This is a genomic window from Tsuneonella sp. HG249 (genome assembly GCF_053819205.1).
Map to the genome: position 1 here is coordinate 1,790,830 of NZ_JBSOQY010000001.1, position 23,052 is coordinate 1,813,881.

The following is a 23,052-nucleotide window of genomic DNA, read 5'->3' on the forward strand; positions in this document are numbered from 1 at the left end:
CCGTATCTCGTAATCAGGAGGCACATTCACGTGTTCAGAAGACTAGCCTGCACTCTCGTTCCCGCCACCGCCCTTTTCGCGCTGTCGGCTTGCGCAACCACCGCTGCCGAGCCGGTCGCGGTCGCCGCCGTTCCGGCCGGTCCCGCGCTGTGGAAAGTGGCCGACGAAGACACCACCATCTACCTGTTCGGCACCGTTCATGTGTTGCCAGAGACCACCAACTGGTTCGACGGCCGCATATCGAGCGCGCTTGCAGCCTCCGATTCCATCGTCACCGAGCTGCCGCCGAGCGCGCTGACCGATCCGTCCGCGCAGCAGACCATCATGTCGATGGCCACGCTGCCGCCCGAAAAGACCTTGCGCAGCCTGCTCACCGCCGAGCAGCGGACGACTTACGAAGCTGCGTTGGCCAAGATCAAGGTACCGCCCGAGGCATTCGACCGCTTCGAACCCTGGTTCGCGGCAATGACCATGTCGGTCCTCCCGCTGATGCAAAGCGGCTACAAGCTCGACAAGGGCGTCGAGAAAGTCCTCGAGACGAAGGCCGGCACGATCGAGCGGGGGGCGGTCGAGACGCTCGACAGTCAGATGAAGCTGTTCGACGAGCTGCCGCAGGAAGCGCAGATCCGCTTCCTCACCACGACGGCCGAGAATATCGACAAGGTCGTGCCGTCGCTCGACGACATGGTCGCCGCGTGGCAGGCGGGCGATGCGGACAAGCTCGCCGAGCTGATGAACGCGGCGATGGACGATCCCGCGCTGGCCGACCGGCTGCTCTATGCGCGCAACCGCAACTGGGCCCAGTGGATCGACGACCGCCTCGACCGCCCCGGCACGGTGTTCATGGCGGTCGGCGCAGGCCATCTGGCGGGCAATCAGAGCGTTCAGTACGCGCTGGCCGAGCGGGGCATCAAGAGCAAGCGGGTGCAATGATCCGCGCTGTCATCGGCCTGCTTGCGGCGCTTGCGCTGAGCGCGTGCGAGCGGGCCGCACCTCCCGATCTACCGGCGGCCGACCCCGCCTTGTGGGAGATTCAACTAGCGGACGGCCGGCCCGCCGGCTGGCTTTTCGGCACCATCCACGCCCTCCCCGACGGAGCGCAATGGCGGACCCCGGCGATCGACAAGGCGATCGTCGGGGCCGATCTTCTGGTGGTCGAGGTCGAGGATCTCTCGGACACGGGCAAACTCGCCGCTACGTTCACCCGCTTGTCGCACTCCGCAGAAGGTCTTCCCCCGCTGTCCGAGCGAGTGCCCGCCGACTTGCGACCGAAGCTCGGGGCGCTGCTCACCAAGGGCGGTTATCGCGAAGCGGATTTCAAGGCGGTCGAGACCTGGGCCGCGGCAATCACTCTTGCTCAACTGGCGGACGACACGAGAGCCGATAACGGCGTCGATCGCGCCCTTCTGCGCGACTTTCGCGCCCGGCCGGTCGAGGAGCTGGAAGGGGTCGAAGGCCAGTTCGCCATTTTCGACCGCCTGCCCGAGGAAGATCAGCGCGACCTGCTTCGCGCCGTGGTCGAGGAAGATACGATGACCAGCGCCGACTCCGCCAAGCTCGCCAAGCTGTGGCTGAAGGGCGACATGGATGCGATCGCCCGCGAGGGCGACGAGGGCATGCTCGCCGATCCGGAGCTCAAGGACGCGATGCTGGTCCAGCGCAACCGCGCGTGGGCGGCGCGTATCGACGCCATGCTGGAGGCGGGCCGCCGCCCGTTGGTCGCGGTCGGCGCCGCGCACCTTGCTCCGCCCGAAGGTCTCCCCGAACTGCTCGCGAGCGAAGGCTACACGGTCCGCCGCCTACGCTGAGCTTGCCTTTTCGGCATCCGCCCGCTAACGGCCCGCGCTTCCGGCGTCATGGTCATCCCTGGAGGCGTGGCGGACCGGTTGAAACCCGCATTTGAAAGGCACTACGATGAGCGAAGCTCTGACCCTGCCGGCCGAGGCGCGCGAACGGGCTGGCAAGGGAGCCTCCCGTGTATTGCGCCGCGAAGGCCGAGTCCCCGCCGTGATTTACGGCGGCAAGGAAGAACCCACCCCGATCCACGTCGAGGCGAAGGAGCTGATGCGTCAGCTCGGCACCGGACACTTCATGAACTCGATCGTGATGGTCGAAGTCGCCGGAAAGCAAGTCCGCGCGATTCCCAAGGACGTCGCGTTCGATCCGGTCAGCGACCGTCCCCTTCACGTCGATTTCCTGCGCCTGTCGAAGGACTCGAAGATTCAGGTCGCCGTGCCGGTGATCTTCGTCAACGAAGAGGACAGCCCCGGCCTCAAGAAGGGCGGCGTGCTCAACATCGTTCGCCACGAGCTCGAGCTGGTTTGCGAGTCGGACAAGATCCCCGACGACATCACGATCGATGTCACCGGCAAGGACATCGGCGATTCGATCCATATCAGCGAGGTTACCCTGCCCGCCGGCACGGAAAGCGCGATCACCGACCGCGACTTCACCATCGCGACCTTGGTCGCGCCGTCCGCGCTCAAGCGGTCGGAAGGCGAAGATGCCGAGGACGAGGCACCCGCCGCCGCCGCCGATGCATCGAGCGAAGAGACCACCGAGGAAGCAGCGGAGGAGTAATCCCCCCTTCCACGTACAGAACACGGCAAACGCCGGTCTTCGCGAGGGGGCCGGCGTTTTGCTTTTCATCCCTCGCGCGATAGGAGCCCGCCATGCAAATCTGGGCAGGTCTCGGTAACCCCGGTCAGCAGTACGCGCTGCATCGCCACAACGTCGGTTTCATGGCCGTCGACGTGATCGCCGACGTGCACGGCTTCGGTCCAGTCCAGAAGAAGTTCAGCGGTTGGGTCCAGGAAGGACGCATCGGCGCCCAAAAGATCCTCCTGCTCAAGCCGGCGACTTATATGAACGAGAGCGGCCGGTCGGTGTCCGAGGTGCTGCGGTTCTACAAGCTCGGCGTCAAGGCGCTGACGGTATTCCACGACGAGCTCGATTTGGCGCCGTTCAAGGTCAAAGTGCGCATCGGCGGCGGCCTCGCCGGCCATAACGGCCTGCGCTCGCTCGATCAGCATCTCGGCCCCGAGTTTCGCCGCGTGCGAATGGGCATCGGCCACCCCGGACATAAGGATCGAGTTACCGGGCATGTCCTGGGTAACTTCGCGAAGGCGGAGATGGACGATCTCGCCGCCATGCTCGGCGCCCTTGCGGCCGAAGCCGATTGGCTGGCTCAGGGAGACGACGCGCGCTTCATGAGCGAGGTCGCCCGCCGACTCCATGAGTGAGGCGCTCCCGCCCGCGCGCGTCGCCGTCGGGCTTGGTCTGCAGACCGCCCTCTTCGTGGCCGCCGGCGCCCTCATGTGGCACTACTCAGGCCGCGAGCATTCCGATTTCATCGACTTCGGCTGGCGACCGGTTGCAGGCGGCCTTTCTTTCGGTTTGCTGATGATTGCGCTGGCGGCCATCGCCTTTCGCCAGTGGCCGGCGTTCCTGGAACACACCGCCCACCTCCAGTCGCACCTGGCCGTGCTGTTTGCGGAGCGTGCCGATTCCCGGCTCTACGTCTGGATCGCGCTGTGCGCCGGCCTCGGCGAGGAAGCCCTCTTTCGAGGCGGGATCATGACGCTCGTGCAGGACAGCGCGGGGCCGGTATTCGCGATCGTCGCGAGCGCCCTGATCTTCGCCCTCTTTCATCTCGCGAAACCGCAGGTCGGTGCGTTGATCTTCATGATCGGGTTGATGTTCGGCGCGGTCTATTGGTGGACCGGGAGCTTGCTGACGGCGATCATCGGTCACGCCGTCTACGATGTGTGGGCACTCCATGTGCTGCGAAGCGAGTTGCTGCGGCTCGGCTACATCAATCCGCCCGAAACCTCCTAGATCTCGATCGAGGCGCCCGGCTTGGGGGTCCATCCGAGAGATCGCATGCAGCCGATGTAGAAATCCCGGCGACGGTCTTCGCGTTCGATGTCCGTCATCAGCGCGCTGCAACTGCGCTCGGCTTGATTGAAGGCCGTGCTCGCACCGCCTGTCCAGTCGTCCGAGTTGGTGGTCTCGCAGGCGGCGAGCAAAAGCGCGAGAACAACGACGCTCGTCGACCGGTGCATGTCACTCGCTCCTCGATTGGCGAAACGGAGCTTCGGCGTTAGCGTCGGGCCCCGAGAGGAGTCTTCAATGCCTGCCATCGACCGCCGTTCCCTGCTTGCCGGTGCCGCCGCCACCGGGGCGCTAGTCGCCTCCGCCAAGGCCGTAGAGCCGACCGCCCTCCCCAATCTCAAGGAAAAATCGATCCTCATCACCGGGAGCTCGTCGGGTTTCGGGCGCGCCAGTGCCGAGCATTTTGCCCGCGCGGGGGCGAAGGTCTTTGCCACGATGCGCAACGTGCCGCGGACGGAGGCCGAGGAATTGGGCAAGCTCGCGCGAGACGAGGATCTCGATCTCACGGTGCTCGAGCTCGACGTGACCGACGAGGACATGGTCAACCGCGCTGTGGCAGAAGCTGAGGGGCTAACCGGCCGCGGCCTCGACGTGCTGGTCAACAACGCCGGCGTCGGCATCACCGGCCCTGTCGAGGTGCAGGATATGGAAGCCACCCGGCTCGCCTTCGACACCAACGTGTTCGGCTATCACCGGCTTGCCCGTGCCGTGCTGCCCGGCATGCGCGCGCGCAAGAGCGGGCAGATCTTCGCCATCTCGAGCCAGCTCGGCCGGGTGATCGCGCCTTTCGCAGGTCACTATTCGGCGACCAAGTTCGCGGTCGAGGCAATGTTCGAACAACTCGCCTATGAAGTCGCGCCGCACGGGATCGAAGTTACGATCATCCAGCCCGGCGGCTATCCGACCAAGGTGTGGGTCAATCGCAATGCCTATTCCGGCGCGCTCAAGGCGCGCACCCCCGCCCGCCATGCCGACGGTTACCCGCAGGTCGTGGCGCGCATGGGCACCGAGGACGGTTCGGGGCGCAGCGCCGATATAATGGACGTGCCGCGGGCTATCGCTGCAATCATCGCGATGCCGGCTGGCACCCGCCCGCTCCGCAAGCCGGTCAGCCAGGGCGGAGTGCCGCAAACGGAGATCAACCGCGTGTCGGCCGAAGCGCAGCGCGCAATGCTTGGCCGCTCGCCGATGGCACCGTTCGTCGAAGGCGTGCTCGACTAGGCGCCGGGCAGCATGATTGTCGCCAGCGTGAGGAAAATTCCCATGCTGGCCACGTCGCTTGCCGTCGTCAGGAAGATGCTTGATGCCGTAGCCGGATCGGCACCGAGCTTTTTGAGCGTCATGGGGATCATCGCGCCGGCCACGCCAGCTACCGAGCAGGCTGTAATCATGGCCAGGAACACCACCGCCGCGAAGGTCAGGGGGCTCGCCTCCCCCTGCATCGTTGCGTAGATAAACATGCCAAGCCCGGCGGTTAGCCCGACGAGACCGCCGTTGAGAAAGCCGAGTGTCGCTTCCTTGCGCACCATACCGGGCTCCGCGCCGGGCTTTACGTCCCCCAATGTCATGCCGCGCAGAGTCACCGCCAATGCCTGGCATCCGGTGTTGCCCGTCTGCCCCGCCATTACCGGTAGGAATACCGCCAGGATGACAAGCCGGCTGAGCGTGTCCTCGAACACCCCGACCACGCCGGCGGCGATGAAGGCGGTGAGAAGGTTCACCTGCAACCAAGGGTGACGCAGCTTGAGAGAGCGGACGAGCGACGTGCCCAGCCGCTCCTCCTTGTCGACGCCGACCATCGAGCCTGATTGCGCGGAGATCGCGATGGCGCGGTTGGCGAACAGGTCGGCGCCTCGCACCAAGCCGACCAACTTGCGACGTCTATCAACCACCGGATAAACGGGGAAATGCTTGTGCAGCGCCAGTTTCAGCGCATCCGCCAGCGGCAACCCGCTATCTAGGGCGAAGGGATCGGCGATCATCAGCGATTCCAGCGTTGCGTCCGGCTCGGCCAGCAGCATCTCGCGCATCACGACCAGGCCCAACAACCGCTCCGTCTCGTCGACGATGTAGAGATAAGTGACGAAGGCACTCTTGACCTGTTCGCGGAGTACCTCGATCGCTTCGGAGACGGTCGTCGCCGGGCCGAAGACGCCGACGGGCTGATCCATCAGTTCGCCGATCGTCGTGGCGGCCGTATCCTCCCGCCCCTCTTCCGCCAACGGCAGCGGTGTTTGTGGCTCGAGCGCCAGGACAGCAGCAGTCATTCGCGGTCCTCCCTAATGACCATCCGACTCGCGCACACCCGTTTGTTATCGCGGCAAGTTAGTCACAACGCGCGAGGCGGCAACCGACTTTCATGCACCCGCGCGGGCGCCCGCGCTTTGCACGGCGGCCCGGCTCGGCTAAGGGCCGCCCCTTCACCCACCCCCACCCGGAGTGACCGATGGGTTTCCGTTGCGGAATCGTCGGCCTGCCGAATGTCGGCAAGTCGACGCTGTTCAATGCCCTTACCGAGACGCAGGCCGCGCAGGCCGCGAACTATCCGTTCTGCACGATCGAGCCCAATGTGGGCCAGGTCGCGGTGCCCGACGAGCGGCTGGAGAATATCGCCGCGATCGCCAAGTCGGCCAAGATCGTGCCGACCCAGCTTGCCTTCGTCGACATCGCCGGCCTCGTGAAGGGCGCAAGCAGGGGCGAAGGGCTCGGCAATCAGTTCCTCGGCAACATTCGCGAAGTCGATGCAATCGTCCACGTCTTGCGTTGCTTCGAGGACGACGACATCCAGCATGTGAACAACCGCGTCGATCCGATCGCCGACGCCGAGGTGGTCGAGACCGAGCTGATGCTCGCCGACCTCGAGAGCCTTGAAAAGCGTGTCCCCGCCGCCGCCAAGAAAGCGGCTGCCGGCGACAAGGAAGCCAAAGTGATGGCCAGCGTGCTCGGCCAGGCGCTCGAACTGCTGCGCGAAGGCAAGCCTGCCCGCCTGACCGAACCCAATGGCGAGGATGAGGTGCGGACGCTCGCTCAGGCCCAGCTGCTGACGGCCAAGCCGGTCCTTTACGTCTGCAATGTCGCCGAAGAAGATGCCGCCGAAGGCAACGAGCTGTCGGCCAAGGTGTTCGAGAAGGCAGGGGCCGAGGGAGCGCAAGCAGTAGTGGTGTCTGCGGCGATCGAGAGCGAGCTTGTCGCGATGCCGCAAGAAGAGCGTTCGGAGTATCTCGACGCGCTTGGCCTCACCGAGAGCGGCCTCGCCCGGGTCATCCGGGCCGGTTACACGCTTCTGGGCCTGAAGACCTTCTTCACGGCCGGTCCCAAGGAAGCGCGCGCGTGGACATTTCCCGCCGGTGCCAAGGCGCCCCAGGCGGCGGGCGAGATTCATACCGACTTCGAACGGGGCTTCATCCGGGCAGAGACGATCGCCTACGACGACTACATCGCCTTGAAGGGCGAAGGCGGTGCGCGCGAGGCGGGTAAGCTTCGCCAGGAAGGCAAGGAGTACCTGGTCCAGGACGGTGACGTGATGATGTTCAAGTTCAACGTGTGATCCGGCCGGGGCACTAACCCGCGCGCTATCCGTTAGGCGCGAAAGGGAGAGTGCCGCGATGGTCGATAAATCCGAAAAGTTCAGTTGGCTCGTGCGACTTGGATACGCCGCGCGAGGCGTCGTGTACCTTCTGCTTGGCTACCTCGCGCTATCTACGGCGGGCAAGGCAAAGGACGGCCAGAGCGCGGTTTTCGACCTGATCCAGGACGTTCCGCTCGGAAAGCCGCTTCTCTACCTCGTCGCGCTCGGCCTGCTGGCCTATGCGCTGTTCAAGCTGATCGACGCGGCGAGCGATGTGGAAAACCACGGCGACGACGCCTCCGGCCGCGCCAAGCGCATCGGCTCGGGCGCAAGCGGGATCGCTCACCTGTTTCTCGCCTACACCGCCTACCAGTTCGCGAATGGCGACAAGCAGCAATCGAGCGGTGACGGCGGCGGACAGGAGGCCGCCAGTAGCGTGTTGACCTGGGATCTTGGCCCGCTGGTGCTGGGCTTGGTGGGCATCGGGTTCATCATCGGCGCGGCGATGCAGGCGAAGTCGGCCTGGACCGCCAACTTCATGAAGCGCGTCGGGGGCGGTGCGCCCAACTATGTCCGCCCGATCGGTCGCGCGGGCCACGCGGCGCGAGCGGTGGTGTTCCTGCTGATCGGATGGTCGATGATCAAGGGCGCGGGGCTATCCCAGTCGAGCGAGGTCAAAGGTCTGGGCGACGCACTCGTCGCGCTGAGCGGCATGGGCCTCCTCTATTCGCTCGTCGCAATCGGCCTGATCCTGTTCGGGCTCTTCAGCCTGATCGTGGCCCGCTACCGCATCATACCGGACGTAGGTCGCGGCGACTTGAAGCCGCATATCTAGGGGCTAGCGGTCCGCCTCCCCCTGTTTCCCTGGCTTCGATCGGCTACATGAGGTCGAGCGTTTCATGTGGGAGATCGACCGCGGTGCAGTATTTCGAGGATATCGAGGTCGGCAAAACCTCTCGCTTCGGCCGTTACGAGGTCACGCGTGAAGAGGTTATGGAATTCGCCACGAAGTACGATCCGCAGCCGTTCCACCTCGACGACGACGCCGCCGCCGCCACGCACTTCCGTAGGCTCTCAGCAAGTGGCTGGCATACTTGTGCGATGACGATGTCGATGTTGGTGTCGAACCTGAAGGAGAACCGCCAGGCTGGGCTCGGTTCTCCAGGCGTGGACAATCTGCGGTGGCTGAAGCCGGTTTACCCGGGAGATACGCTGCGATGCGAAACGGCCATCCTGGAGAAGCGCCGCAGCAAGTCACGCCCCGAAATGGGCCTGTTCAAGTCGCACCTGAAGGTCTTCAATCAGAACGATGAGGCGGTGATGGAGATGACCTCGAACGGTCTGATTCAGGTGCGCAACCCCGAAGTGCCGATCGAGGACTAGTTCAGCTTCCGCACTGCGCGATGCCGTTCGCTTCGTAGACGATCTGGTCGCGATCGTTGCGGAGCACCAGTTTCGCAGGGAAGTTCACCGTCTCACTGCCGTCTTGCTCGCCTTCACCTTCGGCAAGATCGAGCACGAAGGACCACGCACCTGCTGTGTACTTGCCCTTGGCCCCGAGCGGCAGGTCTCCGCTGCCAACGTCGGGCGCGAAGGCTACGAGCTTCCCGTCGATCTTCATGTATCCGTGGGCCGGCTGTGCGAGCACAATGGCCGCCATGCTGCCTTCCGGTGCAAAGTTGCAGCCGGCGCCGTGCAATTTGTAGCGCTCGATGTCGGGATAGAGGATGCGCTCTGGGGCGACCGGCGCCGGCGGCGGGACCTGCGCCTCTTTCACGGCGGCGACATCGGCATCGTCCTGCCGCGCCTTCTCCGCCGGTGACGGCGCGTCCTCGCTGCAGGCGGCCCCAAGCAGCGCGAGGGTTAGAACCAGAGCAACCCGCATCAGTGTCTCCCGAACAGCTTTTCGACGTCTTCCATGCGGAGCTTAACCCACGTAGGCCGCCCATGGTTGCATTGACCGGATCGCGGCGTGCGCTCCATCTCGCGCAGCAAGGCGTTCATCTCGGCCACCGACAGGGTGCGCCCCGCCCTCACCGAGCCATGACAGGCCATTGTCGCGAGCACCAAATCGAGCTTCTCGCCGAGGAGCAGGCTTTCACCGTGCCGCGCGATGTCGTCGGCGATGTCGCGCAATAGCTTGGCCGGATCGGCACCGGAGAGCGCATGTGGCAGACTTCTCACAAGCACTGCGCCGGGTCCGAAGCGCTCGATGGCCAGGCCCATATTGACGAGCTTACCCGCGGCACTCTCGAGACGATCGCAATCGGGTTCGTCCAGCTCGACGACTTCGGGGATCAGGAGAGCCTGGGCCCTGGAGGTCGCCTCCGCCGCGCCGGCAGCCCGAAGGCGTTCCAGCACCAGCCGTTCGTGCGCGGCATGCTGGTCGACGATGACGAGGCCGTCCGCCGCCTCCGCCACAATGTAGGTTTGCGCCACCTGACCGCGTGCAACGCCCAGTGGGTAGTCTTCGATTTGCCCCGCTGTGGCTTCGGCTTCGGCCGCCCTTCCCCGCGGCAGCGTCATCATCTCGCCTTCGTGGCTACGCCAGGCGGCAGATGCTTCTCGCACCCCTGCCGAAGGCCCGCTCCAGTCGCGTCCGCCGAAGATCGAGCCCAGTTCGCGCGGGCTGTCGTCGCCCATCGGTTCGACGATCCATCGGCCCATGGCGCCGGCATCGGGTGCCTGTGCGCTGCGGCGGTCGCCGGTCGCCAGCGATTGACGCAGACCCGACACGATAAACCCGCGCACGCCTGCCGCATCCCTGAAGCGAACTTCGGTCTTGGCCGGGTGGACGTTAACGTCGACGTCCTCCGGCGGCAGGTCGAGAAACAAGGCAAGAACTGCGTGGCGGTCGCGCGCCAGCATGTCTGAATAAGCCCCGCGCACCGCACCTACCAGCAAGCGGTCCTTCACCGGCCGGCCGTTTACGAAGAGATACTGGTGGTCGGCGACGCCCCGGTTGTAGGTCGGCAGGCCCGCAATGCCGCTGAGCCGCAACCCTCCGCGTTCGAGGTCTATCGATACACCGTTGTCCTTCAGCTCGCGCGCAACCACCTGCGCGACCCGGTCGACGAGGTCCTGTTCCGGCTGCAGCGCGAACACCCGGCGGCCCCCATGATCGAGCGTGAAACCGATCTCCGGCCTCGCCATCGCAAGTCGCCGCACGACGTCGAGGCAAGCCGCGTATTCGCTGCGGGCGGAACGAAGGAACTTGCGCCGTGCGGGCACTTTGCCGAACAGTTGCTCGACCCGTACCCGCGTACCGGGCGGCAAGGCGGCCGGACCTTCCTCGACCAACTCGCCATGGTCGAGCACTCGCCGCCACCCTTGCTCGGCAATACGCGGGCGGCTTTCCAACGAGAAGCGGGCCACGCTGGCGATGCTCGGTAGGGCCTCCCCGCGGAATCCCAGCGTATCGACCAGTTCGATGCTTTCACCGGGCAGCTTGGAGGTAGCATGGCGCTCCAGGGCGAGTGCCATCTCGTCCCGATCCATCCCGCAGCCGTCGTCGGTAACCTCGATGCGATCGAGCCCGCCCTCTTCCAACAAGACGGCGATCCTCTTGGCCCCCGCGTCGATGGCGTTCTCGACCAACTCCTTGAGCGCCGCAGCCGGCCGTTCCACCACTTCGCCAGCGGCGATCCGATTGACTAGCGCCTCGGGTAGACGGCGGATTTCGGCCATGCGCCCGCACTAGCGACCAAGCGTCACAATTTCGAGCCGATCCGTGAAGATAGCCGGGGACGGCGTTGCATCTTTTTTTAGCCTTTTGAGGCACCATTCGGTAAGGGGCCTTAATCCCCGTCACCCCCGGGCTGCATTTTCGCGTTCCCCACGCGGCGAAGGCTCGAAACTCAACGGAATGCGCAACGAAATGGGCTTCTTCTCGAATCTTCTGAAATTCGGCTCGCAGAACATGGCGATCGACCTCGGCACAGCGAACACGCTGGTCTATGTCGAAGGTCAGGGCATTATCCTAAACGAGCCTTCGGTAGTCGCGATCGAGACCCTGAACGGCATCAAGCGGGTCAAGGCCGTGGGTGAAGACGCCAAGATGATGATGGGCAAGACGCCGGACAGCATCGAGGCGATCCGCCCGCTGCGCGACGGCGTTATTGCCGACATCGAGATCGCCGAGGAGATGATCAAGCACTTCATCCGCAAAGTGCACGGGAAGAAGAGCCTGCTGCGATACCCCGAGATCGTGATCTGCGTGCCGTCGGGCTCCACCTCGGTCGAGCGCCGTGCGATCCGCGACGCGGCATCGAACGCCGGTGCTAGCCAGGTCTATCTCATCCTGGAACCGATGGCGGCTGCCATCGGTGCCGACATGCCGGTAACTGAACCAGTCGGGAGCATGGTGGTCGACATCGGCGGCGGGACGACCGAAGTCGCGGTGCTGAGCCTGCGCGGCCTCGCTTACACGACATCGGTCCGCACCGGCGGCGACAAGATGGACGAGGCAATTGTCTCCTACGTCCGTCGGCACCACAACCTCCTCATCGGCGAAGCCACGGCAGAGCGGATCAAGAAGGATTACGGCATCGCGCGCCCGCCCGAAGACGGCATCGGCGAGGTCATCACCATAAAGGGCCGTGATCTTGTGAACGGGGTGCCGAAGGAAATCCAGATCAACCAGGGTCACATCGCGGAGGCGCTCAGCGAACCCATCGGCGCGATCGTCGAGGGAGTGCGCATCGCGCTCGAGAACACCGCGCCCGAGCTCGCCGCCGACATCGTCGATCAAGGCATCGTTCTCACCGGGGGCGGTGCGTTGATCAGCGGACTGGATGATCATTTGCGAGAAGAGACCGGACTTCCGGTGTCTATCGCCGAAGACCCGCTCAGCTGTGTCGCGCTAGGCACGGGCCGCGCCATGGAAGATCCGATCTACCGCGGCGTGCTGATGACCGCTTGAGGGACTGAACTGACATGGCGCCGACTTCCTCACGGCGCTCCGGGCATTCGCGCAGGGCGCAGTACGGTTTGTTCACCGGTTACGTGCTGGCCACCATCGGGACGGTGGTCGGCGCGCTTCTGCTCGGCATTTCGCTATGGCGGCCGACTTCCTTCAATGGGCTGCGCGGTGCAGCGAGCGATGCGGTGGCGCCCGTGGGCAAGGCTAGCTCAGCCACCCGTGCCCAGGGACAGGGCCTGTTCGATAACATCTCGGGATACCTCGCCGCCGGCAGCCAGAATGCCGAGCTCAAGAAAGAAGTCGAACTCGCCCGCATTCGTCTGAAGGAGGCAGAAGCGGTCAATAGCGAGAACGCGCGGCTCAAGACGCTCCTCGGCTTCCGCGAAGGCGAGACCAAGCCGGTTGCCGTCGCCCGGCTCATCGGGTCGACCGCGTCGAGCACGCGCCGTTTCGCATACCTCGGAGCTGGCCGCGATCAGGGCGTCGCCGTGGGCATGCCCGTGCGCTCGCCGAGGGGTATCGTCGGACGCATTTTGGAAGTCGGCACGGACAGCTCCCGCGTGCTGCTGCTGGCGGACAGCGAAAGCGTCATTCCGGTACGCCGATCCAAGGATGAAGTCGTCGCCTTTGCGGAAGGACGCGGAGACGGCCGGCTGCGCATTCGGCTGATCAATCTCGGTATCAACCCGTTGAAGCGCGGGGACGTGTTCGTGACCAGCGGCGCCGGCGGATACTACCGCCCGGGAATAGCGGTGGCGATCGTGCAGGAAGTCACTCCCGATGGCGCTGTCGCCGCGGTTGTCAGCGATCCGGCCGCGACCGATTTCGTGGCCGTTGAGCCGATCTGGCAACCGCGCGCGTTGCAGGCCGCGCAGACGCCCGCGAGCGAGGCGATCGAGGAATGATCGGCCAGCTCTCCTCACGCGCCCGGCGGGACCGCTACGGCAGCAAGATCAACCGCACCCACTCCCCAGTGCTGGCTTACGCCGTTCCATGGGCATCCATTATGATCGGCTCGCTTCTGCCGCAATTGGCTATCGCCAGTGCAGTGCCGCTGATCCCGCCGCTCGGCTTTCTCATGCTTCTTGCCTGGCGCCTGGTTCGTCCGGGACTACTTCCCGTTTGGGCGGGGTTCCCGTTGGGGTTATTCGACGACTTGTTCAGCGGTCAGCCATTCGGCAGCGCCGTTCTGTTGTGGTCCGCTACCATGTTGGGACTGGAGATCATCGAGACGCGCTTCCCGTGGCGGGGGTTCTTCCAGGACTGGATCGTCGCCGGAGTCATCGCAACTTCGTACCTAGTCGTCGCCGCGGTGTTCTCGGGAGGTCGCATTGGCGGCATTATGCTGTTGGTCCTGACCCCCCAGATCGTCGCCACGCTCGTCGCCTTCCCCGTGTTGGCCCGTTTCGTCGCGGGTCTCGACCGGTTCCGCCTCACCCGCGTGCGGATGATCGGCTGATGCTCAAGCGCCGCAGAGCGCGACGGGCGCGCGCGATCATCAGTCCTGCCACGCTCAACGCCACTTACGAGCGCCGGGCCGTGGTCATCGGCGCGGTCCAGGGCGGCATCGGACTGCTCCTCGCCACGCGCATGGCTTACCTCTCGATCTTCGAGAATGAGAAGTACAAGACGGAAGCGGAAAGCAACCGCGTTAACCTGTCGCTGATCCCGCCCAGGCGCGGCTGGATACTCGACCGCAACGGCGCTCCTCTGGCGTCGAACAAGGCGGACTTCCGGGTCGACATCGTCCCCGAAAGAATGCGCGACCCCAAGGCTGAGGTGGCGGAACTCATCCCCATCCTCGGGCTTGACGAAGAGAAGGTCCGCGACCTCTACGACAAGATCGACCAGGCTCGCGGATTTGCTCCGATCGAAGTTGCGAGCGGGCTCGACTACGAACAGTTCGCCGCCGTCAGCGTCCGCCTGCCCGATCTCCCCGGCGTCGTGCCGCAGCGCGGGTTTAGCCGGTTCTATCCGACCGGCCCTGCCGTCGGCCACCTTATCGGGTTCGTCGGGCCTGCCAGCGCCGAGGAATACGAAGAAGACCGCAATCCCATTTTGATTACGCCCGGCTATAAGATCGGCAAGGACGGGATCGAGAAGCAGTTTGAAAAGCGCCTCCGCGGCGTCCCAGGCGCACGCCGGGTGGAGGTAACCGCCTCGGGCCGGATGGTCCGGGACCTCGAAACGCGCGAGGACACCCAAGGCAAACCGATCAGGTTGACCATCGACGGCCCGCTGCAGGACTACGCAGCTCGGCGGCTGGGCACGGAGTCGGGTTCCGTGGTCGTGCTCGATTGCAAGACAGGCGACCTCGTCTGCATGGCATCGATGCCGAGTTTCGACCCTAACAGCTTTTCCGATGGCATCGGCCGCGTCGAATACGCCATGCTCAGCCAGGACGAGCGCGTTCCCCTGCGCAACAAGGTCCTGAAAGGCCTGTACCCGCCGGGTTCGACGGTGAAGCCGATGGTGGCGATGGCTTTCCTGGAGGCTGGGCTCGACCCCAACGCCAGCGTCGGTTGCGGCGGCGGTCTGCGAGTCGGCAATCGCGTGTTTCACTGCTGGAACCGCCGCGGTCACGGCACCGTCGACATGGCGAAAGCCATCTACCAGTCATGCGATGTCTACTTCTACCACTTCGCGCAGAAGCTTGGGATGGACGTCATCGCGCCCATGGCGAAGCGCTGTGGGATGGGTCAGGAGTTTCCCCTGCCCGTTCTCAGCCAGTTCTTCGGCACCGTGCCCGACCCGGGCTGGAAACTGAAGAAGTACGGCGAACCTTGGCAGGGCTACGACACGGTCAACGCCACGATCGGGCAGGGCTACATGCTGGCAAACCCGCTACAGCTCGCTGTGATGGCCGGCCGCCTCGCTACCGGGCGCAAACTGATGCCACGGCTGATCCTCGACCCGAGGCAACCGCAGCCCGCATCGATGAACTTCCATGGCGATCACGTGCAGATCATCCAGAAGGCGATGAGCGACGTCGTCAACGGTCCCGGCACCGCGGGACGCGCGAAGCTGCCGATCGAAAACGTATTGATGGCGGGCAAAACGGGTACCGCACAGGTCGTCGGCCTCAACGTGGGCAGCGGCAAGGGCGGCGTGTGGAAATATCGCGACCACGGCCTGTTCATCTTCTTCGCACCGTTCGACAAGCCGCGCTATGCCGGCGCGGTAGTGATCGAGCATGGCGGCGGGTCGGGCGCGGCTTATCCCATCGCACGCGACGTAATGACATTCGTGTTTGACCCCGCTAAGGGGCTGGAGGCGCTCTATGCACTTGAGAAGCAATGGGGCGGCACCGCCCAGCAGCGCCTCGAGGCCCGCTATAACGCCTTCGCGGCAGCCGCCGGCGAGAGCGTAGGCCGAGCGCCCCGGCGCGACGAGGATATCTTCGCGCGGGTCGATGCAGAATCCCGGGCGGCCCAGATCAGGCCGCAGCCGCTCGAGACCGGTGCCGTCGCGCCGCCACCCGAACCCGTGGGAACTGCCGCGCCCGCCACGACGCCTGCACCTGCCCCAGCCGCGCCAGAGCCGCGATGAGCTCGATCATCCCCGCACCGGTCGCGCGCCAGCCCTGGCAGATGCTTCTGCCGCTGATCCTGCTGGTCTGCTTCGGCGCCGCAGTCCTGGATTCGGCGGCCGCCGGAAGGTTCGAAGTTTTCTCGCTATCGCACCTCGTCCGCTTCGCCGTCTTTTTGGCGATGGCCAGCGTGATGACCTTGTTCAGCCGCGAGCTGGTGCGCTTTGTCGCTTATCCGGCTTATGTCGTCGTGCTGTTGCTTCTTGTGGCGGTGGAAGCGATCGGTTTCGCAGGCGGGGGTGCCCAGCGCTGGATCGACCTCGGGTTCATTGTGCTGCAACCGAGCGAACTGATGAAACCGGTGGTCGTGCTGGTTCTAGCGCGCTTTTTCGGTGATCTGCCCTCCGGGATGATCCCGACGTGGCGCTCGCTGGTGCCGGCCGGTGCGCTGGTCGGCGTTCCGATGGGGCTCGTCATGCTTCAACCCGACCTGGGCACGGCGCTTGCGATCGGCTTCGGCGGAACCTGCACCATGTTCCTCGCCGGATTGCCGTTGAAGTGGTTCGGGATCGGCGTGGGTGCCGCTGCTGTTGCGGCCCCCCTGTCGTTCTTTTTCCTGTTACACGATTATCAGCGCAACCGCGTCTTCACCTTCCTCGACCCGGAGAGCGATCCGCTAGGCACGGGCTATCACATCACCCAGTCGAAGATCGCGATCGGGTCCGGAGGGATAACGGGCAAGGGTTTCGGCGAGGGGTCGCAAAGTCACCTCAATTATCTCCCCGAGCCGCATACCGACTTTGTATTCGCGACGATGGCCGAGGAGTGGGGACTAGTCGGCGGACTTTTCGTGCTGACCGTGTTCTTCCTGATCCTGCGATGGGGCTGGAAGGTCGCCTTCGCTTCGCACGGTCGGTTCGAGCGCCTGCTTGCCGGCGGCATGGTGGCGACGGTATTCTTCTACGTCGCCATCAACTTGCTGATGGTCATGGGCCTCGCGCCAGTGGTCGGGATACCCCTGCCTTTCATGAGCCACGGCGGCAGCTCGATGATGACTAACATGATCTGCCTCGGCACGCTCATGATGATCCACCGGTGGAACCGCCAGAGCGGCCGTCGCGGGCTCGGCTGAGGCCGGGCTTTCCGCCCTTGGCAACGACGAAAGGGGCGCTATATGCGCCTCTCCCGACGATTCGGGACGCCCGAAACGGCGCATGGACGCTTAGCTCAGTTGGTAGAGCAGCTGACTCTTAATCAGCGGGTCGTAGGTTCGAACCCTACAGCGTCCACCACATTCCTTCCACCGATCAGACCGGATTCCGCCTCAGCATGGGAATGAGGGGAAGCAATTCACGCGCGAGATAACCGATCGCCCCAGCCTCGGACGCGAGTTTCGCACCGGCCTCGCCATGCAGCCAGACTGCCCAGGCGGCGGCGGTGAAAGCATCTTGACCGCATGACATCAAACCGCCGGCGATGCCTGCCAAGACATCCCCCGAGCCTCCGGTGGCAAGGCCGGGCCCGCCTCCCCCGTAGGTGAGCATAGTCCCCATTGGGTCTGCGATGTGGGTCGTCGCCGACTTCAGGACGATGATTTGCCCAGTCGCATCGACGGCCTGTCGGATGGCACCGCCAAGGTCGCTGTTGACCGCCTCCTTGGGACAATCGAGCAGGCGCGCCATTTCGCCCGCGTGAGGGGTGAGAATACACCGGCCGCGAGCGTGTTTGATCGTTTCGAGACAGTCGGCCGCTGCCCCGATTGCGGCGGCATCGATCACGAGGGTCTGGCCACCCTCCATCAACTCCAGGGCAGCCGACAGGAAGGGCGCAGCGCAGTCTGCATCGTCCATTCCCGGACCGATGATCACGCAGTCCGCCTCCGCGAGATCGCGCTGCACGCGCTCGGCAGCATTCGGCGCAAGCCTGCCGTCGGCGCTTTCCGGCAAGGCCACGACGCCTGCCTCGGGGACGGCCAGTCCGAGCGGAACCGCGAGGCTCTCCATCGTCGCCAATCGGACCTTTCCCGCGCCAGCCCGCAAGGCCGCCTCGCCGGCAAGCCGGAGACCTCCCGGCGAAAGGCGGCTGCCGCCGATCACCAGCACCCGCCCCCGCTCGTTCTTGTCGGTATCGACCGGGATCTCCGCGAGCGGGTGCTCCCCCAGCCATGCGCGGTCCAGCGACCTCTCCTCAGCCACGCGCAGCTACCATGCGATCCGGCGCGTCGGTTATAGGAGTGGCGTCTTCCTCAAGGGGAGCGGTCACGTTGTAGGCTGAGAGCACAAGCCCCCCATCCTTGCCGGCGGCAGGATCAAAACGATACTCGGTCACCGCGCAGTTGCTGACATCGCCCAGCTTGTCGATCGCGAGGATCTCATCCTCGGACTTGGCCTCGATCACATACCGCATGCACAGGACCACGACCTGATGCGCGACGATCATCACTCTGCGGCCGCCGTAGTGGAGCGAAACGGTGTCCATCAAGGCGCGCAACCTGAAGATCACGTCGACCCAGCTCTCTCCCCCGGGGGGGCGATGGTAGAACTTGCCCAGGAGGCGGCGAAACTCGGCTTGCTCCGGCTGAAAGCGGTGGATGCCGTCAGTGGTCAATCCGTCGAGAATACCGAATTCTTTCTCTCGCAGGCGCTCGTCGGCACATATGCATTCGTCGGGGTCGCAGCCTCCGTTCTCGCGAAAGATCTCCGCGGTCTGGAGTGCCCGGACGTAAGGCGATGCGAGCATCACCTCCGGTCGCTCGGGACGCAGGGCAAACCACTTGCCCAGGGCGGCAGCTTGCTCGCGCCCGAGGTTTGACAAGGGTACGTCGACATCACGGTGCGACAGGTCGATGCGCATGGCCCCGCTGGCATGAGCGCTGTCGCGCGCCACGTTGCCTGCGCTCTGGCCATGCCGCACGATCCAGAGATTCTCGGGCCAGCGCGGGGTCATTGCGATTGTCCTTGCTCAGCGGCCGCAGGGCGGCTTCCAAGGTCATAATGACTGCTTAGTCGAAAAGCTCCGCGCGCATCCAACCCAACGAATCGTCGCTGGACGCAAGCAAGCGCTCACCTAATCTCCGCCCCCAGAACTTTTCGGCACCCCCCGCGAGCCGCCATTCGTGCATGCGTCGAGTATAGATCTGAAGGTCATGCTCTGCGCTGATGCCGATCGCGCCGTGGACCGCATGCGCCGTGTTGGCGATGTCCGATGCGTACATCGCAGCAACGGTCTTGGCGGCAGCGGCCTTGGCTTGCGTGGGCCAACCGGGGCCGTCGGCCGCGAGGTGCACGACGAATCGCGCGGCCATTACTTTCTCCGCCATCAGAGCAAGCTGCTGCTGCACGGCCTGCTGGCGTCCGACCGGCTTGCCGAACTGGACTCGATGGTTGGCGTAATCGACCGACATCGCCAATACGCGATGCGCTGCGCCCGCGATCACAGCGGCAAGGAGCACCGCGCGGGCCCACTCGGCTTGCTCCAGGTCCACGCCTGCTCGATCGATCATGGCCTGGCCGATTTCGAGCGGCGCGGCGTGAAGACCGATCGACATCCATAAAGGGATCACTTCCTGGAATGCCAGGCCCGCGCCGCCGGCGCTTTCCGGCGTGAGGGCGTCGAGAAAACCCGATCGCTCAAGCTCCTGATGCTCAGTGCCCCAATCGCCTTCGCCGATGATCTCGCGCAGGCGCCGAGGCGGAAACAAGGCTTCCAGCATGGCTTCGAAAGGGCCGAGGAATTCGGTCATCGCAGTCCCAACCCGCGAGCGATGATCCCCCGGAGCACTTCTCGGGTTCCACCCCGGAGAGAGAAACTCGGCGCGATCAGCGTCAAATAGTGCAGCGCCGCCATAAGGTCCGGATCGACTTCTTCGTCGGCGTGCGCCGCAATGTCGTCTCCGATCGCAATCGGTAGTTCCTGCTCCAAGGCAGTTCCGAGATCCTTCACGAGCGACGCCTCGACCACGGGGCTTTCGCCCTCTGCCAGACGCGCGGTGCAGGCGACCGACATCGCCCGCAGTGCGGCAAGCCGGGCGACAAAGCTTCCTACCAGCGCTGCGGTCGCGCCATCGCGACGACCCGTTCGGCGCAGGTGTGCGATCCAGGCGTCGAGCAAGACCATGCTCGAATATATCCGCTCAGGGCCGCTGCGCTCGAACGCCAGCTCCGCCGTCACCTGGCCCCAGCCTTGTCCCTCGTCGCCAACCAGCGCGTCGGACGGCAAATCGACGTTATCGAAGAACACCTCGTTGAAATGCTCGTCGCCCGCCAGATCTCGGATCGGCCGAACCGAAACGCCGGCAGTCTTCAGGGGAACGATCAATTGCGAAAGACCTTGGTGGCGGTCCTCCGGCCCGCCCGAGGTGCGGACCAATGCGATCATGTAATCGACGTGGTGCGCACCCGTCGTCCAGAGTTTCTGGCCGCTGACCCGCCATCCGTCTTCCGTGCGCTCCGCGCGGCTTCGCACCGCCGCAAGGTCCGATCCCGCGCCCGGCTCGCTCATGCCGATACAGAACAGTGCTTCGCCTCGACAAATGCGCGGAAGGTATTCGCGGCGCTGCGTTTGCGTCCCGTAGCGGAGGATCAGCGGCGCGCTCTGGCGATCGGCAATCCAATGTGCACCGACCGGAGCGCCCGCTGCCAGTAGCTCCTCGACCACCACGAACCGCGCGAACGGCCCGCGCGCACCGCCGCCATATTCCTTCGGCAGGGTGAGCCCGAGCAACCCGGCCTCCCCCAACCGCCGGCTGAATGCCGCGTCGAAGCCCATCCACGAGCGGGCACGCTGTTCGAGGCTGAGGTTTGCGACCGCTTCGCGCGCCAAGGCGCGGACCTGCAGGCGAAGCGCCTCGTCCTCGGGCGGAATGGTGGCAAAGGTCAGGCTGTCGAACACGTGTGCGCCCTTGTGCGTCACGACGCCTGCCGCGGCAATGGGGCGGATTGCCCACATCCGGACAGCCCACTAAGGCAAGGCAATGAGCAGCTTCCTGAAGATCGAGCGCGATGGCGCGGTGCTGACTGTCACAATGGACCGCCCGGACGACCGGAACGCCATCACCGAGCCCGGTCAGAGCGCCGAGTTCGCCGCGCTGGCCGAAGACCTCGCCCGTGACCGCTCGGTTCGGGCGATGGTCCTCACCGGCGCGGGTAAGTCCTTCTGCTCGGGCGGCAACGTGAAGTCGATGCGCGATAAAGCGGGCATGTTCGCGGGCAGCCCGTTCGACCAGCGGACCCATTACCGCACGACGGTGCAGCGTATCGGACGGGCGATGTGGGATCTGGAAGTGCCAGTGGTCGCGGCGATCAACGGCCACGCGATCGGTCTCGGGCTCGACATCTCGTTGATGTGCGACGTGCGGGTGATGGCGGCGGACGCCGTGGTCGCCGAAAGCTACGTCAAGCTGGGTATCGTGCCGGGCGGCGGCGGCGCGTGGCTGTTGCCGAGGGTGGCGGGTATTTCGAACGCCAGCATGATGACGCTGACGGGCGAGACGATCGATGCCGCGACGGCGCTCCGCTACGGGCTCGTGTCCGAGGTGGTTCCCACCGCCGAAGTGCTGCCGCGGGCGCAAGAGATTGCCCACAAGATCGCGGCCAACCCGGGACACGCGACCCGCCTGGCCAAGCGGATGATGCGCGAAGGCATGGACCAGAAACTTCCGACCCACCTCGAGATCGCCGCTGCGTATCAGGCGTTGTCGCATCACACCGAGGACCATGCCGAAGCGATCGAGGCGTTCCTCGACCGTCGCGCGCCGGAGTTCCGCGACCGGTGAGCGGCGCGCTCGACGGGATAAGGGTCCTCGATCTCTCGCGCGTGCTCGCCGGACCCTGGAGCACGCAGGTGCTCGGCGATCTGGGGGCCGAGGTAATCAAGATCGAGCAACCGGGCGCGGGCGACGATACCCGGGCCTGGGGGCCGCCATTTCTGCCGGACTCGAGCGACTCGGCCTATTTCTCCTGCGCCAACCGCAACAAGCGCTCGGTGGCGCTTGATATCGCGTCCACGGAAGGACAGGGTGTCGTCCGCCAGCTCGCGGCGGTGTCCGATGTGGTGGTAGAGAACTTCCGTGTCGGTGGCCTGACGAAGTACGATCTGGACTACGACAGCCTTTGCGCCGTCAAGCCTGACCTCGTGTGGTGCTCGATCACCGGGTTCGGCCAGACCGGGCCGGAGAAGGACCGCGGCGGATACGACTTCCTCGTCCAGGGGATGAGCGGCCTGATGAGCGTGACCGGCGCAGCCGAAGGTCCGCCGACCAAGGTGGGCGTGCCGATCAGCGACCTCACCACAGGGCTCTATGCCGCCATTTCGATACTCGCCGCGCTGCGCCACCGCGACCGCACCGGCGAAGGACAGCGCATCGACCTCGCGCTGCTCGACGCGCAGGTCGCGCTGATGAGCAACCAGGCGGCGAACTGGCTCAACGGCGGCAGCGAGCCGCGGCGGCTCGGCAATCAACACCCTAACATCGTCCCCTATCAAGTGTTCGCTTGCGCCGACGGCGACATCCTCATCGCCACCGCCAACGACCGGCAGTACGGCAAGCTTTGCCGGGTGCTGGGGCTGGACAGGTTGGCCGACGATCCGCGCTTTGCCGCGATGAGCGCCCGGGGCGCCAACCGCGCCGAGCTGCTCGCCGAGATCGAGCCGGTGATTGCGGGCTGGACCGCCGACGCGCTGGTGGCCGCGCTCAACGAAGCAGGCGTGCCGAGCGGACGGGTCAACACGGTACCGCAAGCCTTGGCGCATCCGCAGGTGGAGGCGCGAGAGCTCGTCGGCGAACTCCACCGCCGCGACGGCACGCCGGTCCGCTTCGTCGGCTTCCCGGCCAAGCTTGAGGAAACCCCCGCCACCTACCGCACGGCGCCGCCGCGCACGGGCGAAGACACGGCTGCGGTGCTGCGCGAGGTGCTGGGAATGGACGGGGATGAAATCGCGCGGCTGACGGTCGCGGGAGCGATCGCCTAGGAGCCGTATTCCTGGTCGGGGATGAGCACCGCTTGGTCGCGCCAGTCGGCTGCCCTGGCCGGCGGCATATGCCGCTGGCGCTGCGCGAGCCGGGGATCGAACGGTAACGGCCGCGGCGTGAAATCGGGGGTCTGCGGCAGCTCGACGAGTTCGAATTCCAACGTGGTTCTC

25 protein-coding genes and 1 tRNA gene are annotated in these 23,052 nt (G+C 65.2%); 17 read left to right on the forward strand and 9 right to left on the reverse strand.

Features of this window, described 5'->3' with window-relative positions; translation table 11 throughout:
• The first annotated feature begins 30 nt into the window (after positions 1-30).
• From ACWPM1_RS09020 to ACWPM1_RS09040, 5 genes are all read left to right on the forward strand, one after another.
• Positions 31-933: a TraB/GumN family protein gene (locus ACWPM1_RS09020; RefSeq protein ID WP_455694502.1), complete on the forward strand. Its 903-nt coding sequence runs from the start codon at positions 31-33 to the stop codon at positions 931-933.
• Positions 930-1,808, forward strand: a complete 879-nt coding sequence (locus ACWPM1_RS09025; protein ID WP_455694503.1) for a TraB/GumN family protein — start codon at positions 930-932, stop codon at positions 1,806-1,808. Before ACWPM1_RS09020 ends, ACWPM1_RS09025 begins: the two co-directional genes overlap by 4 nt.
• A gap of 106 nt (positions 1,809-1,914) precedes the next feature.
• Positions 1,915-2,580 carry a 50S ribosomal protein L25/general stress protein Ctc gene (locus ACWPM1_RS09030; protein WP_455694504.1) on the forward strand — a complete coding sequence of 222 codons (666 nt, stop codon included), beginning with the start codon at positions 1,915-1,917 and terminating at the stop codon, positions 2,578-2,580.
• 92 nt (positions 2,581-2,672) lie between these two features.
• Entirely contained in the window at positions 2,673-3,242 is a 570-nt protein-coding gene (gene pth / locus ACWPM1_RS09035; protein WP_455694505.1) for an aminoacyl-tRNA hydrolase, read from the forward strand.
• Entirely contained in the window at positions 3,235-3,837 is a 603-nt protein-coding gene (locus ACWPM1_RS09040; RefSeq protein ID WP_455694506.1) for a CPBP family intramembrane glutamic endopeptidase, read from the forward strand. The genes pth and ACWPM1_RS09040 overlap by 8 nt, the downstream gene beginning before the upstream one ends.
• Here the strand turns inward: ACWPM1_RS09040 and ACWPM1_RS09045 are convergent.
• Positions 3,834-4,064 carry a hypothetical protein gene (locus tag ACWPM1_RS09045; protein WP_455694507.1) on the reverse strand — a complete coding sequence of 77 codons (231 nt, stop codon included), beginning with the start codon at positions 4,062-4,064 and terminating at the stop codon, positions 3,834-3,836. The genes ACWPM1_RS09040 and ACWPM1_RS09045 overlap by 4 nt on opposite strands.
• A gap of 67 nt (positions 4,065-4,131) precedes the next feature.
• Here ACWPM1_RS09045 and ACWPM1_RS09050 point away from each other — a divergent pair, with 67 nt between their 5' ends.
• The gene (locus ACWPM1_RS09050; protein ID WP_455694508.1) at positions 4,132-5,115 is read left to right on the forward strand and encodes an SDR family oxidoreductase; all 984 of its coding nucleotides are present in this window, start codon (positions 4,132-4,134) and stop codon (positions 5,113-5,115) included.
• Here ACWPM1_RS09050 and ACWPM1_RS09055 read toward each other — a convergent pair.
• Entirely contained in the window at positions 5,112-6,161 is a 1,050-nt protein-coding gene (locus ACWPM1_RS09055) for a magnesium transporter (protein WP_455694509.1), read from the reverse strand. The genes ACWPM1_RS09050 and ACWPM1_RS09055 overlap by 4 nt on opposite strands.
• Before the next feature lie 179 nt (positions 6,162-6,340).
• Between ACWPM1_RS09055 and ychF the strand changes: the two genes are divergently transcribed.
• From ychF to ACWPM1_RS09070, 3 genes are all read left to right on the forward strand, one after another.
• Positions 6,341-7,441, forward strand: coding sequence for a redox-regulated ATPase YchF (gene ychF, locus ACWPM1_RS09060; RefSeq protein WP_455694510.1), 1,101 nt, complete (start codon positions 6,341-6,343; stop codon positions 7,439-7,441).
• A gap of 58 nt (positions 7,442-7,499) precedes the next feature.
• The gene (locus ACWPM1_RS09065) at positions 7,500-8,297 is read left to right on the forward strand and encodes a DUF1206 domain-containing protein (RefSeq protein WP_455694511.1); all 798 of its coding nucleotides are present in this window, start codon (positions 7,500-7,502) and stop codon (positions 8,295-8,297) included.
• 83 nt (positions 8,298-8,380) lie between these two features.
• Complete coding sequence (locus ACWPM1_RS09070) at positions 8,381-8,845, forward strand: MaoC family dehydratase (protein ID WP_455694512.1); 465 nt, start codon at positions 8,381-8,383, stop codon at positions 8,843-8,845.
• 1 nt (position 8,846) lies between these two features.
• Here the strand turns inward: ACWPM1_RS09070 and ACWPM1_RS09075 are convergent, their stop codons facing one another.
• Together ACWPM1_RS09075 and mutL are read right to left on the reverse strand one after the other, a co-directional pair.
• Complete coding sequence (locus tag ACWPM1_RS09075; RefSeq protein WP_455694513.1) at positions 8,847-9,347, reverse strand: hypothetical protein; 501 nt, start codon at positions 9,345-9,347, stop codon at positions 8,847-8,849.
• Positions 9,347-11,149 carry a DNA mismatch repair endonuclease MutL gene (gene mutL, locus ACWPM1_RS09080; protein WP_455694514.1) on the reverse strand — a complete coding sequence of 601 codons (1,803 nt, stop codon included), beginning with the start codon at positions 11,147-11,149 and terminating at the stop codon, positions 9,347-9,349. Before mutL ends, ACWPM1_RS09075 begins: the two co-directional genes overlap by 1 nt.
• A 190-nt stretch (positions 11,150-11,339) precedes the next feature.
• Between mutL and ACWPM1_RS09085 the strand changes: the two genes are divergently transcribed.
• The 6 genes from ACWPM1_RS09085 to ACWPM1_RS09110 all read left to right on the forward strand — a co-directional run bounded on the left by ACWPM1_RS09085 (position 11,340) and on the right by ACWPM1_RS09110 (position 17,204).
• On the forward strand, positions 11,340-12,383 hold the full coding sequence (locus ACWPM1_RS09085) for a rod shape-determining protein (RefSeq protein WP_455695150.1): 1,044 nt from the start codon (positions 11,340-11,342) through the stop codon (positions 12,381-12,383).
• A 14-nt stretch (positions 12,384-12,397) separates the two neighbouring features.
• Positions 12,398-13,288, forward strand: a complete 891-nt coding sequence (mreC, locus tag ACWPM1_RS09090; protein WP_455694515.1) for a rod shape-determining protein MreC — start codon at positions 12,398-12,400, stop codon at positions 13,286-13,288.
• A complete protein-coding gene (locus ACWPM1_RS09095) occupies positions 13,285-13,842 on the forward strand; it encodes a rod shape-determining protein MreD (protein ID WP_455694516.1) in 558 nt (185 codons plus the stop codon). Before mreC ends, ACWPM1_RS09095 begins: the two co-directional genes overlap by 4 nt.
• Positions 13,842-15,932, forward strand: coding sequence for a penicillin-binding protein 2 (mrdA, locus tag ACWPM1_RS09100; RefSeq protein WP_455694517.1), 2,091 nt, complete (start codon positions 13,842-13,844; stop codon positions 15,930-15,932). The genes ACWPM1_RS09095 and mrdA overlap by 1 nt, the downstream gene beginning before the upstream one ends.
• On the forward strand, positions 15,929-17,044 hold the full coding sequence (gene rodA, locus ACWPM1_RS09105) for a rod shape-determining protein RodA (protein ID WP_455694518.1): 1,116 nt from the start codon (positions 15,929-15,931) through the stop codon (positions 17,042-17,044). The genes mrdA and rodA overlap by 4 nt, the downstream gene beginning before the upstream one ends.
• An 84-nt stretch (positions 17,045-17,128) precedes the next feature.
• Positions 17,129-17,204, forward strand: a tRNA-Lys gene (locus ACWPM1_RS09110).
• 15 nt (positions 17,205-17,219) lie between these two features.
• Here the strand turns inward: ACWPM1_RS09110 and ACWPM1_RS09115 are convergent.
• The 4 genes from ACWPM1_RS09115 to ACWPM1_RS09130 are packed head-to-tail and all read right to left on the reverse strand — an operon-like array spanning position 17,220 to position 20,859.
• Entirely contained in the window at positions 17,220-18,107 is an 888-nt protein-coding gene (locus tag ACWPM1_RS09115; RefSeq protein ID WP_455694519.1) for an NAD(P)H-hydrate dehydratase, read from the reverse strand.
• The gene (locus tag ACWPM1_RS09120; RefSeq protein ID WP_455694520.1) at positions 18,100-18,858 is read right to left on the reverse strand and encodes a histidine phosphatase family protein; all 759 of its coding nucleotides are present in this window, start codon (positions 18,856-18,858) and stop codon (positions 18,100-18,102) included. Before ACWPM1_RS09120 ends, ACWPM1_RS09115 begins: the two co-directional genes overlap by 8 nt.
• Before the next feature lie 55 nt (positions 18,859-18,913).
• Positions 18,914-19,654 carry an acyl-CoA dehydrogenase family protein gene (locus ACWPM1_RS09125; RefSeq protein ID WP_455694521.1) on the reverse strand — a complete coding sequence of 247 codons (741 nt, stop codon included), beginning with the start codon at positions 19,652-19,654 and terminating at the stop codon, positions 18,914-18,916.
• Complete coding sequence (locus ACWPM1_RS09130; RefSeq protein WP_455694522.1) at positions 19,651-20,859, reverse strand: acyl-CoA dehydrogenase family protein; 1,209 nt, start codon at positions 20,857-20,859, stop codon at positions 19,651-19,653. The genes ACWPM1_RS09125 and ACWPM1_RS09130 overlap by 4 nt, the downstream gene beginning before the upstream one ends.
• A gap of 25 nt (positions 20,860-20,884) precedes the next feature.
• On the opposite strand from ACWPM1_RS09130, the gene ACWPM1_RS09135 reads away from it, so the two are divergent.
• Entirely contained in the window at positions 20,885-21,685 is an 801-nt protein-coding gene (locus tag ACWPM1_RS09135; RefSeq protein WP_455694523.1) for a crotonase/enoyl-CoA hydratase family protein, read from the forward strand.
• Positions 21,682-22,881 (forward strand): CaiB/BaiF CoA transferase family protein, encoded by a 1,200-nt coding sequence (locus tag ACWPM1_RS09140; RefSeq protein ID WP_455694524.1) that lies wholly within the window; start codon positions 21,682-21,684, stop codon positions 22,879-22,881. Before ACWPM1_RS09135 ends, ACWPM1_RS09140 begins: the two co-directional genes overlap by 4 nt.
• On the opposite strand, the gene ACWPM1_RS09145 is transcribed toward ACWPM1_RS09140, so the two are convergent.
• Positions 22,878-23,042 (reverse strand): hypothetical protein, encoded by a 165-nt coding sequence (locus tag ACWPM1_RS09145; RefSeq protein ID WP_455694525.1) that lies wholly within the window; start codon positions 23,040-23,042, stop codon positions 22,878-22,880. The two genes, ACWPM1_RS09140 and ACWPM1_RS09145, sit on opposite strands and share 4 nt — an antisense overlap.
• Positions 23,043-23,052 lie beyond the last annotated feature (10 nt).